General features: G+C 63.3%; 14 protein-coding genes. 10 read left to right on the forward strand and 4 right to left on the reverse strand.

Going from position 1 to position 13,579, the window contains the following annotated elements:
• The first annotated feature begins 41 nt into the window (after window positions 1-41).
• The 5 genes from U1H99_RS03615 to U1H99_RS03635 all read left to right on the forward strand — a co-directional run bounded on the left by U1H99_RS03615 (window position 42) and on the right by U1H99_RS03635 (window position 5,281).
• On the forward strand, window positions 42-491 hold the full coding sequence (locus tag U1H99_RS03615; protein ID WP_323140394.1) for a barstar family protein: 450 nt from the start codon (window positions 42-44) through the stop codon (window positions 489-491).
• Window positions 492-622: 131 nt separating this feature from the next.
• On the forward strand, window positions 623-1,237 hold the full coding sequence (gene purN, locus U1H99_RS03620) for a phosphoribosylglycinamide formyltransferase (RefSeq protein ID WP_323140395.1): 615 nt from the start codon (window positions 623-625) through the stop codon (window positions 1,235-1,237).
• A gap of 24 nt (window positions 1,238-1,261) precedes the next feature.
• Window positions 1,262-2,569 carry an RsmB/NOP family class I SAM-dependent RNA methyltransferase gene (locus tag U1H99_RS03625; protein ID WP_323140396.1) on the forward strand — a complete coding sequence of 436 codons (1,308 nt, stop codon included), beginning with the start codon at window positions 1,262-1,264 and terminating at the stop codon, window positions 2,567-2,569.
• Between the two features lie 12 nt (window positions 2,570-2,581).
• Entirely contained in the window at window positions 2,582-3,931 is a 1,350-nt protein-coding gene (locus U1H99_RS03630; RefSeq protein WP_323141205.1) for a mechanosensitive ion channel family protein, read from the forward strand.
• Window positions 3,932-4,069: 138 nt separating this feature from the next.
• On the forward strand, window positions 4,070-5,281 hold the full coding sequence (locus U1H99_RS03635) for a DesA family fatty acid desaturase (protein WP_323140397.1): 1,212 nt from the start codon (window positions 4,070-4,072) through the stop codon (window positions 5,279-5,281).
• A 152-nt stretch (window positions 5,282-5,433) separates the two neighbouring features.
• Here the strand turns inward: U1H99_RS03635 and U1H99_RS03640 are convergent, their stop codons facing one another.
• The 3 genes from U1H99_RS03640 to rpmB all read right to left on the reverse strand — a co-directional run bounded on the left by U1H99_RS03640 (window position 5,434) and on the right by rpmB (window position 7,121).
• Window positions 5,434-6,528, reverse strand: coding sequence for a hypothetical protein (locus U1H99_RS03640; RefSeq protein WP_323140398.1), 1,095 nt, complete (start codon window positions 6,526-6,528; stop codon window positions 5,434-5,436).
• Between the two features lie 175 nt (window positions 6,529-6,703).
• Window positions 6,704-6,871 carry a 50S ribosomal protein L33 gene (gene rpmG / locus U1H99_RS03645; protein WP_005665735.1) on the reverse strand — a complete coding sequence of 56 codons (168 nt, stop codon included), beginning with the start codon at window positions 6,869-6,871 and terminating at the stop codon, window positions 6,704-6,706.
• A gap of 13 nt (window positions 6,872-6,884) precedes the next feature.
• Complete coding sequence (gene rpmB / locus U1H99_RS03650; protein WP_141832358.1) at window positions 6,885-7,121, reverse strand: 50S ribosomal protein L28; 237 nt, start codon at window positions 7,119-7,121, stop codon at window positions 6,885-6,887.
• A 259-nt stretch (window positions 7,122-7,380) separates the two neighbouring features.
• On the opposite strand from rpmB, the gene U1H99_RS03655 reads away from it, so the two are divergent.
• Together U1H99_RS03655 and U1H99_RS03660 are read left to right on the forward strand one after the other, a co-directional pair.
• Window positions 7,381-8,895, forward strand: a complete 1,515-nt coding sequence (locus U1H99_RS03655; protein WP_323140399.1) for an ATPase domain-containing protein — start codon at window positions 7,381-7,383, stop codon at window positions 8,893-8,895.
• A complete protein-coding gene (locus tag U1H99_RS03660) occupies window positions 8,882-10,594 on the forward strand; it encodes a response regulator (protein ID WP_323140400.1) in 1,713 nt (570 codons plus the stop codon). The genes U1H99_RS03655 and U1H99_RS03660 overlap by 14 nt, the downstream gene beginning before the upstream one ends.
• A 19-nt stretch (window positions 10,595-10,613) precedes the next feature.
• Here the strand turns inward: U1H99_RS03660 and radC are convergent, their stop codons facing one another.
• Window positions 10,614-11,288 (reverse strand): RadC family protein, encoded by a 675-nt coding sequence (radC, locus tag U1H99_RS03665; RefSeq protein ID WP_323140401.1) that lies wholly within the window; start codon window positions 11,286-11,288, stop codon window positions 10,614-10,616.
• A gap of 114 nt (window positions 11,289-11,402) precedes the next feature.
• Between radC and U1H99_RS03670 the strand changes: the two genes are divergently transcribed.
• From U1H99_RS03670 to U1H99_RS03680, 3 genes are read left to right on the forward strand one after another with little or no spacing between them, the layout of a single operon-like run.
• Window positions 11,403-11,858, forward strand: coding sequence for an FKBP-type peptidyl-prolyl cis-trans isomerase (locus U1H99_RS03670; RefSeq protein ID WP_141832366.1), 456 nt, complete (start codon window positions 11,403-11,405; stop codon window positions 11,856-11,858).
• A gap of 10 nt (window positions 11,859-11,868) precedes the next feature.
• Window positions 11,869-12,813 carry a 4-hydroxy-3-methylbut-2-enyl diphosphate reductase gene (ispH, locus tag U1H99_RS03675; protein WP_323140402.1) on the forward strand — a complete coding sequence of 315 codons (945 nt, stop codon included), beginning with the start codon at window positions 11,869-11,871 and terminating at the stop codon, window positions 12,811-12,813.
• Between the two features lie 58 nt (window positions 12,814-12,871).
• Window positions 12,872-13,411 carry an adenine phosphoribosyltransferase gene (locus U1H99_RS03680; RefSeq protein ID WP_323140403.1) on the forward strand — a complete coding sequence of 180 codons (540 nt, stop codon included), beginning with the start codon at window positions 12,872-12,874 and terminating at the stop codon, window positions 13,409-13,411.
• Window positions 13,412-13,579 lie beyond the last annotated feature (168 nt).

The following is a 13,579-nucleotide window of genomic DNA, read 5'->3' on the forward strand; positions in this document are numbered from 1 at the left end:
GCTTGCAGCAGCAAGGCCGGACTGGGTGACTTGAGGAAAAAATGAGTTTGTTGATGAGAGTACCGCCGAATCTTGTGCAGTCCATCCGTGCTTTCCGCATTCCGGAGCTGCAAAAGGAGGCGCTACGCCTGGGCCATCACTTCCTCTACGCCTTGTGTTCGAATGCCTTGACCAAGCAGCAAGTTTGCTCCCGCATCGGTGAGCAATTCTACCTGTCCAAACCGTGCAGCAAGAATTTCGATGCGCTGCGCAACTGCATGACCGAAATTATCTCGGATGCCGGACCGCAGCCGGGTTTTATTGCCGTGCTCGATCAGCTGCCGAATTCGCAAAAGTTCGACAAGGAAGCGCGTGAGTCGCTACTCGACGTGTTCCGTGACGCCGCCGAATTCTGGGCCGAAAAGAAAGTGCCGTTCCGGGTGTTTTACTCATTTGAAGAGCCGCAATCGCTGCAGTCTGTAGGTTGGGTAGGCGCAAGACCGTTTGAGTAAGAGCGCCTGATAAAAACCCCCACGGCAGCGTTGCATCGTCTCGCCGTACTATCGTACTGTCTTCGACGATGCGCCTTACCCTGAGGGTTTTCTCAGGCGCTCTAGAGGGCCGCAGGTTACAATGCCCGCTTATGAAAAATATCGTGATCCTTATTTCTGGTCGTGGCAGCAACATGGAAGCCATCGTGCGGGCTCTCGAAGCCGAACGCTGGCCGGCGCGTATCGCTGCCGTCATCAGCAATAAGCCTGACGCCAAGGGGCTTGCGTTTGCGCAGGCGCACGGTATTCCGACGGCAGTCGTGCCCAGCAAGGAATTCGCGTCGCGCGAGGCCTTTGATGCGGTCCTGCAACGAACCATCGACGGCTACGGGGCCGACCTGGTGGTGCTCGCCGGCTTCATGCGCATCCTGACTGCGCCCTTCGTCGAGCATTACGCCGGACGCATGCTGAACATCCACCCGTCGCTGCTGCCGCTGTTCCCGGGCTTGCATACGCACCGCCAGGCACTGGAGGCGGGTGTGCTCGAGCATGGCGCCACCGTGCACTTCGTTACCGCCGAACTGGATCACGGTCCGGCTGTGTTGCAGGCGCGCATCAATGTGCTGCCGGGCGATACGGAAACCAGCCTGGCCGAGCGCCTGCTGGAAAAGGAACACCTCATCTATCCACAAGCGGTGCGCCTGTTTGTCGAAGACAGGCTCAACATCGTAGACGGCGAAGTACGCATCGCCGAGACCATCAGTTAATTCAAGAATCATTCAAGGAACACCATGAGATTGCCCCCCGCGATACTCGGCAATGCGGAAGAGGTATTGCGCGAGATCCTGCGCTTTACCGCGCCGGCCGACGTCACCCTGTCGCGCTACTTCAAAGACCATTCCCGCCTGGGCGGCCGCGAGCGCGGCGCCATCGCCGAGTGCGTGTACGCCGTGCTGCGCAACAAGACCTTCTATACCGACTTCACCGGCGGCGGCCGCGGCGCGACCATGCGTCGCCTGGTCCTGCTCGGCATGGCGGAAACCGTCGGCATCGATGCCCTGGGCGGCCTGTCGGACGACGAGACCGCGCTGCTGGAACGCATCAAGGAAATCGACCGTTCGCTGTTGCCGGCGCGCCAGCGCGCCAACCTGCCTGATTGGCTGTACGACAAGTTCGTGGCCCAGTACGGCGAGGAAGAAACCCTGGCACTGGCGAATGTGCTGAACACCCCGGCCCCGCTCGACCTGCGCGTGAACACCCTCAAGGCTGACCGCGAGAAAGTGATCGCCGAACTGGCGACGGCGCCGATCGCCGCCGAACCGACCCCGTACTCGCCGACCGGCCTGCGCATTTTCAAGAAACCGGCACTGCAGAACCTGCCGCTGTTCAAGGAAGGCGCGATCGAAGTCCAGGACGAGGGCAGCCAGGTGCTGGCCCAGCTGCTGGGCGCGCGCCGCGGCGAGATGGTGGTCGACTTCTGCGCCGGCGCCGGCGGCAAGACCCTGGCCATCGGCGCCATCATGCGCAACACCGGCCGCCTGTATGCCTTCGACGTCTCGGAAAAACGCCTGGCCAAGCTGAAACCGCGCGTGGCGCGCAGCGGCCTGTCGAACGTGCACCCGGTGGTGATCGCGCATGAGCGTGATGCAAAAGTAAAACGTCTGGCCGGCAAGATCGACCGCGTACTGGTCGACGCGCCGTGCTCGGGCATGGGCACGCTGCGCCGCAATCCTGACGTCAAGTGGCGCCAGCAGGCGGACGGCGTCGGCGAGATGACTGAGAAGCAGACCGCGATCCTGGACAGTGCGGCGCGCCTGGTGAAATTCGGCGGCCGCCTGGTGTATGCCACCTGCAGCTTGCTGAACGAGGAAAACGACGCCATCGTCGAAGCCTTCCTGGCCGCGCATCCGGAGTTCGAGCTGGTGCCGATGCACAAGGTGTTGGCGGAACAGCGCATTGCCCTGGAGATGGGCGACTATTTGAAAATGCTGCCGCACAAGCACGGCACCGACGGCTTCTTCGCCGCCGTGCTGGAGCGCAAGGCCGGGGACAAGCCGGCCAAGCCTGCCGACGTGGCCGAGGACGAGGCAGCGGAGTAATCCTTGCAACCGATGCCTCTGTCCAGCCTGATCGACGACCTCTTCGATGACCTGAGCCGCCCCGGCATGCCGTGGCAGATCGGGGCTATCGTGGCGTGCATGCTGGTCGGCTGGCTGGTGGCGCGCCTGGTACGGGTGTTATGGAGCCGGCGGCCCGGCCATGAAGACAGCCTGCATACCGGCGTGGCCAGTTTTACCCACGTGATGGGACCGCTGCTGGTGGTTGCGCTGCTGAGCCTGGCGCAATTCCTGCTGGCGAAGTACCGCTTCCACACCAATATCGTCAAGGTGGCGATCCCGATCTTCTGGTCGCTCGGGGTGATCCGCCTGGTGTTCTACCTGCTGCGGCGCGTGTTCGCGCGCCGCAGGCCGCTGGACGACTCCTTTGTCACGCTGGAAAAGATCGTCGCCCTGGTGGTGTGGGTGGCGGTGGTGCTGTACATCACCGGCATGTGGCCGGACATCTTCGATTTCCTCGACAGCTATACGCTGAAATACGGGCCCAAGAAGTCGAGCCAGGTATCGCTGGCCGACTTGTTGCAGGGCATCGTGACGGTGGCGGTCCTGCTGATGCTGGCGCTGTGGGCCGGAACGGCGCTGGAAGAACGGCTGATGGGCATGACGGCACTGCACAGCTCGCTGCGGGCGGCGCTGGCGCGGGTCAGCCGCGCGGTGCTGATCGTCGGCGCCGTGCTGCTGAGCCTGAACCTGGTCGGCATCGACCTGACTGTGCTGTCCGTATTCGGCGGCGCGCTCGGTGTCGGTCTCGGCCTGGGCATGCAGCGCATTGCCAGTAATTATGTGTCTGGCTTCATCATCCTGCTCGAGCGCAGCCTGTCGATCGGCGACATGATCTCTGTAACCAATTTCACAGGTAAAGTTACTCAGATCAATACCCGCTACACCGTGCTGCAGGGCCTGGACGGTGTCGAAACCGTGGTGCCGAACGAGATGCTGATTTCCGGCACGGTGCAGAACCAGTCGCTCAGCAACCGCCGGGTGCGCGCCTCGACCAAGATCACGGTGGCCTACGGTTCCGATCTCGACCTCGTCATGCCGCTGCTGATCGCGCAGGCGGTGGGCACGCCGCGCGTGCTGGAGGAGCCGGCGCCCGGCTGTTCGCTGTCGCGCTTCGGCCCGGAGGGCTACGAACTCGACCTCGGTTTCTGGATCGCCGATCCGGAAAACGGGCAGGGCGGCGTGGTGTCCGAAATTAACAAGAAAATCTATGCGCTGGTGCAGAGCGGTGACATCAAACTTGGGTATCCATCGGTTGATACTCGCCTGCTCGACTCCCATATAGCGTCGATTGTGGCGCGGATCACGCAACCGGCCCCGGATTCCGGCGCTACATCGAATTGATTGTCCTCTGACGTTCCGTGCGTCATTGGATACGCGTAAAATGCGGGTGCGTCATCCAGCTGTAAGGACGACGTCTCGTCCTAGCGATCGTTCGGCAGAAAGAACGGCATCGCCAAGCCATCCATTTCTGGAGCATTAATGAATTTTCTGAGTAACATCTTCCACGCTGTCCTGTCCTTCCTGGACGGCGGTCTGGTTGACCTGTCGGCGTGGCAGATGGTTGGATACACCCTGGTCGTGACCCATATCACGATCGCCGGCGTCACCATTTACCTGCACCGCCACCAGGCGCACCGCGCGCTCGAATTGCATCCGATCATCAGCCATTTCTTCCGCTTCTGGCTGTGGCTGACCACGGGCCAGGTCACCAAGGAATGGGCTGCGGTACACCGCAAGCACCATGCCAAGTGCGAAACCGTCGACGATCCGCACAGCCCGGTAACGCGCGGCATCAAGAAGGTGCTGCTGGAAGGTGCTGAACTCTACCGCGCCGAAACCAAAAACCAGGAAACCCTGGACAAGTACGGCCACGGCTGCCCGAACGACTGGATCGAGAACAACCTGTACACCAAGTACAGCTGGCTGGGTGTGTCCGCGCTGCTGCCGATCAACGTCATGCTGTTCGGCGTGGCCGGCATCTCGATCTGGGCCGTCCAGATGCTGTGGATCCCGATCACGGCCGCCGGCATCATCAACGGCCTGGGCCACTATACCGGCTACCGCAACTACGATTGCAACGACGCCGCCTGCAACCTGATGCCGTGGGGCATCCTCATCGGTGGCGAAGAACTGCACAATAACCACCACACCTTTGCGACGTCGGCCAAGCTGTCGAGCAAGTGGTACGAATTCGACATCGGCTGGATGTACATCCGCACCATGGAAATCATGGGCCTGGCCAAGGTCAAGAAGACCATCCCGAAGCCGCGCATGGCCAAGGACAAGACCGTTGCCGACTTCGACACCCTGCAAGCCGTGATCGCCAACCGCTACGACGTGATGGCCAAGTATGCCAAGTCGGTCAAGGCCGCGTTCAGCGAAGAAGTCGAGCACCTGAAGCACAAGGCCGAGCTGGAAGCGCGCTTTCTGAAGAGCAGCCGCAAGCTGCTGCAGCGCGAGCCGACCAAGCTCGATTCGCCGCAGCAGGCGCAGCTGGTCGAGCTGTTCCAGCACAGCAAGGCGCTGGAAACCATGCACCAGATGCGCGTGGAACTGGGCGCGATCTGGGAGCGTTCGCATTCGACCCGCGACCAGCTGCTGCATCAGCTGCAAGACTGGTGCACGCGCGCCGAAGCGTCCGGCATCAAGGCGCTGCAGGAGTTTTCGATGCGCCTGCGTAGCTATGCTTGAGATTGTGTGTTGAATGAAAAACGGCTCCTGCGGGAGCCGTTTTTGTTTGCTGACTGATAAAGTACGTCCATCGACAATGCGTCGTCCCCGCCTTCGCGGGGAGTCGTTTCCGGCAATGCCGGGAACGACGGTGTGGCTGGGGGACCGGTTTGTTACTTGCACCCCACCGCCTGCAGGAACCCGCAGGCAATCAATTTCCCCACATCCGGATTGGCCAGGTAATTCATGTGCGCCGCCACCGGATTTTCGATCAAGCCCAGCCAGGTGCGTGCATTCGACACCAGTACGTCGGCCACCGCCACGTCCGGCGCCGCATAGCGCGCCGGCAGCAGGCGGTAGGACAGCAGGTCGTTCGGATCGGTAAAGGCCACCACGGCCAGGCGCTGCAGGCGGCCGGCGCGCTGGGTCGGCTGGCGGCGGCGCAGTTCCAGGAAACGCTGCAGCGCATCCTGGGCCGGCATGGCGTTCGCCACCAGGGCCTGTTCGGCCAGGCCGAGGATGGGCAGCTGGTTGCCCGCCATATAGATCAGGCCAAGGCGGCGCGCGGCCAGCTGGCCCAGCGCCTGGGTGCGCGGCTGGTTCGATTCGAGCATGCTGGACAGGGCGTCGAACAGCATCTTGCTGCCCAGGCTTTCCGCCACCACGACCAGGGTGCCGTCCGGGTCCGGATTGGCGGCGACGATGCGCGAGACGGTCTCGACCATCGCATTGCGGATCGCCGCATGGCTGGCGCCTTCGTAGATCACGGCGTCGGCCAGGCAATCGTCGAGCAGCCTGTCCTTCACCATGCCGTTGAGCACGGCGCGCACCGGCTTGCACACCTGGCCGGTAGCACAGTCGGTTGGCGTGGCCGTGTGGTCGTAGTCGAGCTGGCGCTTCAGCGGCACCGTTAGCGGCGACCACAGCAACGCATGGAACCGCACCGTGCCGCCGGCGATCTGTTGCGTGCGCTCGACGAGCTGGATGCCGCCGCTGTCCGCGCCCGGCGAGCGTATGGCTGCCGGCGCATGTTCGCTGACCGCGCCGGCGATGCGGTCGATGCTGCGCTCGGCCCAGTCGGCATCCTGGGTGCACATCCCATGCACCAGGATCAGGTCGACCGGGCGGGTGCCATTGGCGGCGACGATGCCGGCGACGCCGGGGAAGGGCGTGCTGTCGCGCACGACGACGGGCGGGCGGTAGGGGGTGGAACAGCCGGTCAGGAGTGAAAGTATTGCCAGCAGTCGAAGCAGGTACGGGATCGTCATCGCTCATCTCCAGGTCGGCGGATTGTCGACTATAGGCGCGCGGCCGGGCGGCAAAGCGCGGGATGTGGAGGCAGGCTGATCCGTGTCAACGCATCGGATGGAACTTGGAAACAAGTTTTAGAAATAAAAAAAGCCGCCCAGACGGACGGCTTTCTCTCACTACGAAAGAACCAGATTACTTGATCTTGGTTTCTTTGTAGATCACGTGCTTGCGAGCCTTCGGGTCGAATTTGGTGATTTCCATCTTCGCCGGCATGGTGCGCTTGTTCTTGGTCGTGGTGTAGAAGTGACCGGTACCTGCGGTCGATTCCAGTTTGATCTTGTCGCGGCCAGTTTTTGCCATGATAGCTCCCTAATTAGATTTTTTCGCCGCGGGCGCGCATGTCGGTCAGGACTGCGTCGATGCCGAGCTTGTCGATGACGCGCAGGCCAGCGTTCGAAATACGCAGGGAGACCCAGCGGTTTTCGGATTCTACGAAGATGCGGCGGTTCTGCAGGTTCGGCAGAAAACGACGCTTGGTTTTGTTGTTGGCGTGGGAGACGTTGTTGCCAACCATCGGGCCCTTGCCAGTAACTTGGCAAACACGTGCCATAGCGCACTCCTTGAGTAAACTTCCACAATCGGAAAAACGAGAGTATAGCGTGAAAACCGTCGCGTAATCAACAACTTGCAGAAAAAAATTGTGTCTCAGTAAATCGCATAAATTTAACAATCGTAAAATTTAGCAATTCTTGTTCGTAAACGCCTGTTTTCGCAGCATAAACTTCGATCTCGCCGACCCGATTTTCGTGCAGCGCTGCGCATATAATGTCTGTTGACTAACAGGCGACAACCGACGATTACGCGACGACATGAACGACACCAGCACGACCCAGCGCCCGCCGCAGATTCCGACATTCCGCATTTCCACCGGCATCGACGGGCTCGACGATATCCTCCGCGGTGGCCTGACGGCGCAGCGTGTGTACCTGGTCGAGGGTTCGCCCGGCACCGGCAAGACCACGCTCGGCCTGCAGTTCCTGCGCGACGGTGCAGCCCGCGGCGAGCGCGGCCTGTATATCACCCTGTCGGAGACCGCGGACGAGTTGATTGCGGTGGCTGCAAGCCATGGCTGGGACATGGACGGTATCGCGATCCACGAACTGGCCAGCGACAACGAGCTGGACCCGGACGCCCAGCAATCGGTTTTCCACCCGGCCGAAGTCGAACTCGGCGAGACCACGCAAAACGTGATGGAACAGGTCGACCGCATCCGGCCATCGCGCGTGGTGTTTGATAGCCTGTCGGAAATGCGCCTGCTGGCCCAGAATCCCCTGCGCTACCGGCGCCAGATCCTGGCGCTCAAGCAATTCTTCACCTCACGCGCCTGCACTGTACTGATGCTGGACGATAAGACCAGCCAGGTCGACCAGCACCTGCACAGCATCGCGCACGGCGTCATCAGCCTGGAACAGATCGCCCAGGAATTCGGCAAGGAACGGCGCCGCGTCAACATCATCAAGATGCGCGGCATCCAGTTCCGCGGCGGCTATCACGACTATGCGCTGCAAACCGGCGGCCTGCGCATTTTTCCGCGACTGGTCGCAGCCGAGCACGTACGCGAGTTCTCGCCGCAGGTGCATTCGAGCGGCTCGGACGGCTTCGACGCGCTGCTGGGCGGCGGCCTGGTGGCCGGCACCAATACCCTGATCGTCGGCCCGTCCGGCATCGGCAAGACGACGCTGTCGGTACGCTGCATGCTGACCGCCCTGCAGCGCGGCAGCAAGGCTGCCTTTTACCTGTTCGACGAAGGCATGGGCACCTTTTTCGCGCGCAACGCGACGCTGGGCATGAACCTGATGCCGTATGTCGAGAATGGCCAGCTGACGATCCAGCACATTGACCCGGCCGAGCTGTCGCCCGGAGAGTTCGCCCAGATGCTGCGGGATGCCGTCGAGAGTCAGGGCGTCAAGTTCATCACGATCGACAGCCTCAATGCTTATTTGCAGGCCATGCCGGGCGAGCAATTCCTGACCCTGCAGATGCATGAGCTGCTGAGCTACCTGAACCTGCAGGGCGTTACCACGGTGCTGGTGCTGGGCCAGCACGGTCTGATGGGGGAGTTGCGCACCGACGTCGACCTGAGCTACCTGAGCGACACCACGGTCCTGTTGCGCTTCTTCGAATCGCGTGCGCGGCTGCGGCGCGCGATCACGGTCATCAAGAGCCGGACCACGACCCACGCGCTGTCCATCCACGAGCTCTTGCTGAACAGTACGGGGGTGCAGATCGGCACGGCATTGCAAGGATTCGAAGGCGTGCTGACCGGCCTGCCAACCTACCGCGGGGACACGCCGATGATGCTCAACAGCGATGACGCTGAGTAAGCTGTACGAGCAGCGCATCCTGATCCTGGCTCCGCGCGGACGCGATGCCGAGGTGATCGGGGAAGTGCTGGCCCAGGATGGCCTTGCCTGCAGCGCGCAGCCCGGCATCGATGCCTTGCTGGGCGCCATGGACGAAGGGGCGGCGTCCGCCATCATCGCCGAGGAAGCGCTCGACGCGCAGGGCATCGACCGGCTGGCTGCGGCCCTGCAGCGGCAGGCGCCCTGGTCCGACTTTCCGCTGGTCTTGCTGGTGTCGCGACCGGTCGGCATGGCGGCCACCAGCGTGCGCAGCCGCCTGGCCGAGCTGGGCAGTGTCATCCTGCTGGAGCGTCCTCTGAACGTGCAGACCGTGCGCAGCGCGGCCTCGGCTGCCCTGCGTGGAAGGCGCCGCCAGTATGCGGCGCGCGACATGCTGGTCGAGCGCGAGCAGGCGGCCCGGGTCTTGCGCGCCAGCCAGGATCAACTGGTGCAGCTCAACGAAACCCTGGAGGCGCGCATCGACGAGCGCACGCGTGCGCTGGCCCAGGCCAACGACCGCCTGACCAATGAAATCATCGAGCGCGAGCGCGCCCTGCAGACGGTCAATCAATTGCAGAAGATGGAAGCGATCGGCCAGCTCACCGGCGGCATCGCCCACGACTTCAACAATCTGCTGAATGTCGTGCAGGGCAACATGGACTTGATCGTGTTGATGTCCGCCGACGAGGTGGCGCGCAAGCGGGCCACCGTCGCGCGCAACGCCTGCCAGCGCGGCGCCAAGCTCACCGGGCAGTTGCTGGCGTTTTCGCGCAACCAGAGCCTGGACCTGCGGCCGGTGGCAGTCGGTGCCCTGTTCGGCGGCATCCGCGACCTGGTGGCGACCTCGGTCGGTTCCGGGATCGCCCTGCGCTTCGATGTCGACGAGGCGTCCGAAGGCATGACGGCGGTGCTGGCTGACACCAATCAGATGGAAATGGCGCTGCTGAACTTGGCGATCAATGCGCGCGATGCGATGCCCGGTGGCGGCAGCCTGCGTTTTCATGCGCGCCGCGCCGATCCGCCGCCGGCCTTGCTGCCGGTCGGCGACTACGTGTGCATCGCGGTGAGCGACAGCGGGGAAGGCATGAGTCCCGACGTCGCCGCCCGCGTGTTCGAGCCCTTCTTTACTACCAAGGGCGTCGGCAAGGGTACCGGCCTGGGGCTGAGCCAAGTATACGGGGTGGCGCAGCAGTCCGGCGGCGGCGCCCGCATCCTCAGTACGCCCGGCGCCGGCACCACCGTCGAGATCTGGCTGCGTCACGCCACTTCCGGCATGGAACCCGCCGCCCCGGACGGCGCCCACCAGCGCACCCGCCGGCCCGGGGCCCGCATCCTGGTGGTCGAGGATGACGACGTGGTGCGCACCTCGATCGCCGAGCTGCTGCGGGCGCTGGGGCATTACGTGACCCAGGCCGCGGGCGGTGCGGAGGCGCTCGCGAGGCTGGAAAACGAGCGCCCCGACCTGATGATCACTGATTACCTGATGCCGGGCATGACCGGTGCCGAGCTGATGCGCAAGGCGCGCGAGATCCATCCGGACCTGCCGATGATCATTGCTACCGGTTACGCCGACATGCGCGCGGTCGAGGCCAGCATCGGCGGCGGCATCCTGCTGCGCAAACCCTTCCAGCTGGTGGACTTGGAAGCCAGTATCGAACAGGCGTTGGAGCGGCCGGCCTGAGGCATGCCGGCGGCACCGGCTAGAGCTGTCCGTTTTCCGCAAACGAATGCACCAGCGGCCCGGCCACCACGAAATGATCGAGCACGCGGATCTCGACCAGGGCCAGCGCCTGGGTCAGCAGGCGCGTCAGGTGCAGGTCGGCGTGGCTGGGCTCGGCCACGCCGGACGGGTGGTTGTGGGCGAGGATCACGCTGGCCGCGTTGCAGGCCAGTGCCGCCTTCACCACTTCGCGCGGGTAGACGCTGGCCTGAGTGAGCGTGCCGCGAAACAATTCCTTGTCGGCGATCAGGCGCGCCCTGACGTCCAGGAACAACACCACGAAGGATTCATGGTGCTGGCCGCCGAGCCGGATGCGCAGGTAGCGCTTGACCAGTTCGGGCGACTCCATGGTGGCGCCGGTTTGTAATTGCTCACCGATGGCGCGCCGCGCCAGTTCCATTACCGCCTGCAGCTGCGCATACTTGGCCATGCCGAGGCCGTGCACCTCGGAAAAATCGTTCAGCGTGGCGCCGAACAGGCCGTGCAGCGAGCCGAAGTGCTGCAAAATGTCGCGTCCGAGCTCGACCGCGCTCTTCCCGCGCACGCCGACCCGCAGCAGCAGGGCCAGCAGTTCGGGGTTGGACAGCGCCGCCGCGCCGTCGCGCACCAGCCGCTCGCGCGGCCGTTCCTGCTCGCTCCAGTCATTGATGCCCATGGTTCTCCTTGCCTAAAATATAAGCAAAAAATGGTGGAGCAAAGTGGGAGAAGGCGGGCGGAAAGGACGGCTCTGGCTTACAATAGCGGTTTGCACGCAACCTCGACACACCCAATGTCTTCTTCCACCGCTCCCGTTGTCACCGAATCGTCGTACCTGACGCTGCACTATCGCCTCGCCACCGCCGACGGTACCGATATCGTCACGACCTTCGGCGCCACCCCGGCCACGCTGCTGCTGGGTCAGGGCCAGCTCGCACCCTTCCTCGAACAGCGCCTGCTGGGCCTGGCGGAAGGCACGCACCAGACCTTTGAGTTGAGTCCGGCTGAAGGGTTCGGCGAACGTAACCCGGAACTGATCCAGGCCGTGTCGAAGAAGACCCTGGAAGAGAATTCGGTGCCGGACGCCGACTACCAGGTCGGCGACCTGGTCGATTTCGCGGCGCCGAGCGGCGGCCGCTTTGCCGGCGTGCTGCGCGAAGTGCGCGAAAACGACGCCGTGTTCGATTTCAACCACCCGCTCGCAGGCCAGCCGCTGACCTTCGAGGTGCAGCTTATTTCCGTACTCTAATTACCTACACATGGATAACGAGATTCTGTTGGCCCAGCCGCGCGGCTTCTGCGCCGGCGTCGACCGCGCGATCGAGATCGTCGAGCGTGCCCTGCAGCAGTTCGGCGCGCCGATCTACGTGCGTCACGAGATCGTCCACAACGCCTACGTCGTCAGCGATTTGCGCGACAAGGGCGCGATCTTCATCGAAGACCTGGATGACGTCCCGGCCGGCAATACGCTGGTGTTCTCGGCCCACGGTGTGTCGAAGGCAGTGCGCGACGAAGCCGAATCGCGCGGCCTGAAGGTGTTCGATGCCACCTGCCCGCTGGTGACCAAGGTCCACGTCGAAGTCGCCAAAATGCGCAAGCAGGGCGCCGAGATCATCATGATCGGCCACGCCGGCCACCCGGAAGTCGAAGGCACGATGGGGCAGGCGGAAGAGGGCATGCACCTGGTCGAGACCGTCGACGACGTGCAAACGCTGCAAGTCGCGAATCCGGACCTGCTGGCCTACGTGTCGCAGACCACGCTGTCGGTCGACGACACCGCCGAGATCATCGAGGCGCTCAAGGCGCGTTTCCCGAACATCATCGAGCCGAAGAAGGGTGACATCTGCTACGCCACCACCAACCGCCAGGAAGCCGTCAAGTTCCTGGCGCCGCAGGTGGAAGTCGTGATCGTGGTCGGCAGCCCCAACAGCTCGAACTCGAACCGCCTGCGCGAAGTGGCCGACAAGATGGGTACGCCGGCCTACATGGTCGACAATGCCGCCGCCATCGATCCGGCCTGGATCGAAGGCAAGAAGCGCATCGGCGTGACTGCCGGCGCCTCGGCCCCGGAAGTGCTGGTGCAGGCCGTGATCGACCGCCTCAAGCAACTGGGCGCCGCCAGCGTGCGTGCGCTCGAAGGCGTCGAAGAGAACGTCACTTTCCCGCTGCCCAAGGGCCTGGACGGCAACAAGGCCGCTGCCTGATCTGACCTGACCGGCCGGCCGTTCGGCCGGCCGTCTTTTATTCCTGAGTACTCTCCCCATGCGCGACGTCAATGTAAGCGAAGCCGAGCTCGGCTTCGACTCGATCCCCCTCGAATTCTTCCAGGACTATCCCGAACCCGGTGTCAATTTCATCGATGTCGGCTGCGTCTTCGACAACCCCGTCCACTGGCGCATTGCCGTCGATACCCTGGCCGCGCGCACCGCGCAGCTCGACTTCGACTTCATCGTCGCCATGGATGCGCGCGGCTTCATGCTGGCCGGCGCGCTGGCGTATGGGCGCGGCATCGGTTTCGCGATGGCGCGCAAGGCCGGCAAGCTGCCGGGCGAGGCGATCCGCATCGACTACCAGCGCGAGTACGGCAGGGCCACCATCGAGATCCAGCCGGAGCGCATCAAGGGCCGGCGCGTGCTGATCGTCGACGACGTGCTGGCCACCGGCGGCACGATCGAGGCGGCGGCGAGCTTGCTGCGCCGGATCGGCAAGGACGTGGTCGGCGCGGCGGCGCTGTTCGATATCGCCTTTTTCAAGGACAAGCGGGCCTTGACCATGCCGGTCGTGACCCTGCGCGACGTGTGAGTTTCGTGTTATTCCAGTGCGGGCCGGCACGCTTTTCAGGCACGCCGGCCTGCGTTGCATGATGCGGGTGCGTTCCGGTTCCTGGCGGTTTCTTCAATAAAGCGATAGTTGGTTATGCGTAGAATTTCCGATATTAGTTTTTGTAAAACATCGCTATGATGATGGCGC

It is taken from the genome of Massilia phyllosphaerae (genome assembly GCF_034659755.1).
Classification (GTDB): Bacteria; Pseudomonadota; Gammaproteobacteria; order Burkholderiales; family Burkholderiaceae_D; genus Telluria; species Telluria phyllosphaerae.

What these genes read in the sequence shown, in the direction of transcription:
- ispH (WP_323140402.1), top strand. Translation starts at nt 11,869, where the DNA reads ATGGATAACGAGATTCTGTTGGCCCAGCCGCGCGGCTTCTGCGCCGGC.
- purN (WP_323140395.1), top strand. Translation starts at nt 623, where the DNA reads ATGAAAAATATCGTGATCCTTATTTCTGGTCGTGGCAGCAACATGGAA.
- U1H99_RS03660 (WP_323140400.1), top strand. Translation starts at nt 8,882, where the DNA reads ATGACGCTGAGTAAGCTGTACGAGCAGCGCATCCTGATCCTGGCTCCG.
- U1H99_RS03655 (WP_323140399.1), top strand. Translation starts at nt 7,381, where the DNA reads ATGAACGACACCAGCACGACCCAGCGCCCGCCGCAGATTCCGACATTC.
- U1H99_RS03625 (WP_323140396.1), top strand. Translation starts at nt 1,262, where the DNA reads ATGAGATTGCCCCCCGCGATACTCGGCAATGCGGAAGAGGTATTGCGC.
- rpmG (WP_005665735.1), bottom strand. Translation starts at nt 6,871, where the DNA reads ATGGCAAAAACTGGCCGCGACAAGATCAAACTGGAATCGACCGCAGGT.
- rpmB (WP_141832358.1), bottom strand. Translation starts at nt 7,121, where the DNA reads ATGGCACGTGTTTGCCAAGTTACTGGCAAGGGCCCGATGGTTGGCAAC.
- U1H99_RS03615 (WP_323140394.1), top strand. Translation starts at nt 42, where the DNA reads ATGAGTTTGTTGATGAGAGTACCGCCGAATCTTGTGCAGTCCATCCGT.
- U1H99_RS03640 (WP_323140398.1), bottom strand. Translation starts at nt 6,528, where the DNA reads ATGACGATCCCGTACCTGCTTCGACTGCTGGCAATACTTTCACTCCTG.
- U1H99_RS03635 (WP_323140397.1), top strand. Translation starts at nt 4,070, where the DNA reads ATGAATTTTCTGAGTAACATCTTCCACGCTGTCCTGTCCTTCCTGGAC.
- radC (WP_323140401.1), bottom strand. Translation starts at nt 11,288, where the DNA reads ATGGGCATCAATGACTGGAGCGAGCAGGAACGGCCGCGCGAGCGGCTG.
- U1H99_RS03680 (WP_323140403.1), top strand. Translation starts at nt 12,872, where the DNA reads ATGCGCGACGTCAATGTAAGCGAAGCCGAGCTCGGCTTCGACTCGATC.
- U1H99_RS03670 (WP_141832366.1), top strand. Translation starts at nt 11,403, where the DNA reads ATGTCTTCTTCCACCGCTCCCGTTGTCACCGAATCGTCGTACCTGACG.
- U1H99_RS03630 (WP_323141205.1), top strand. Translation starts at nt 2,582, where the DNA reads ATGCCTCTGTCCAGCCTGATCGACGACCTCTTCGATGACCTGAGCCGC.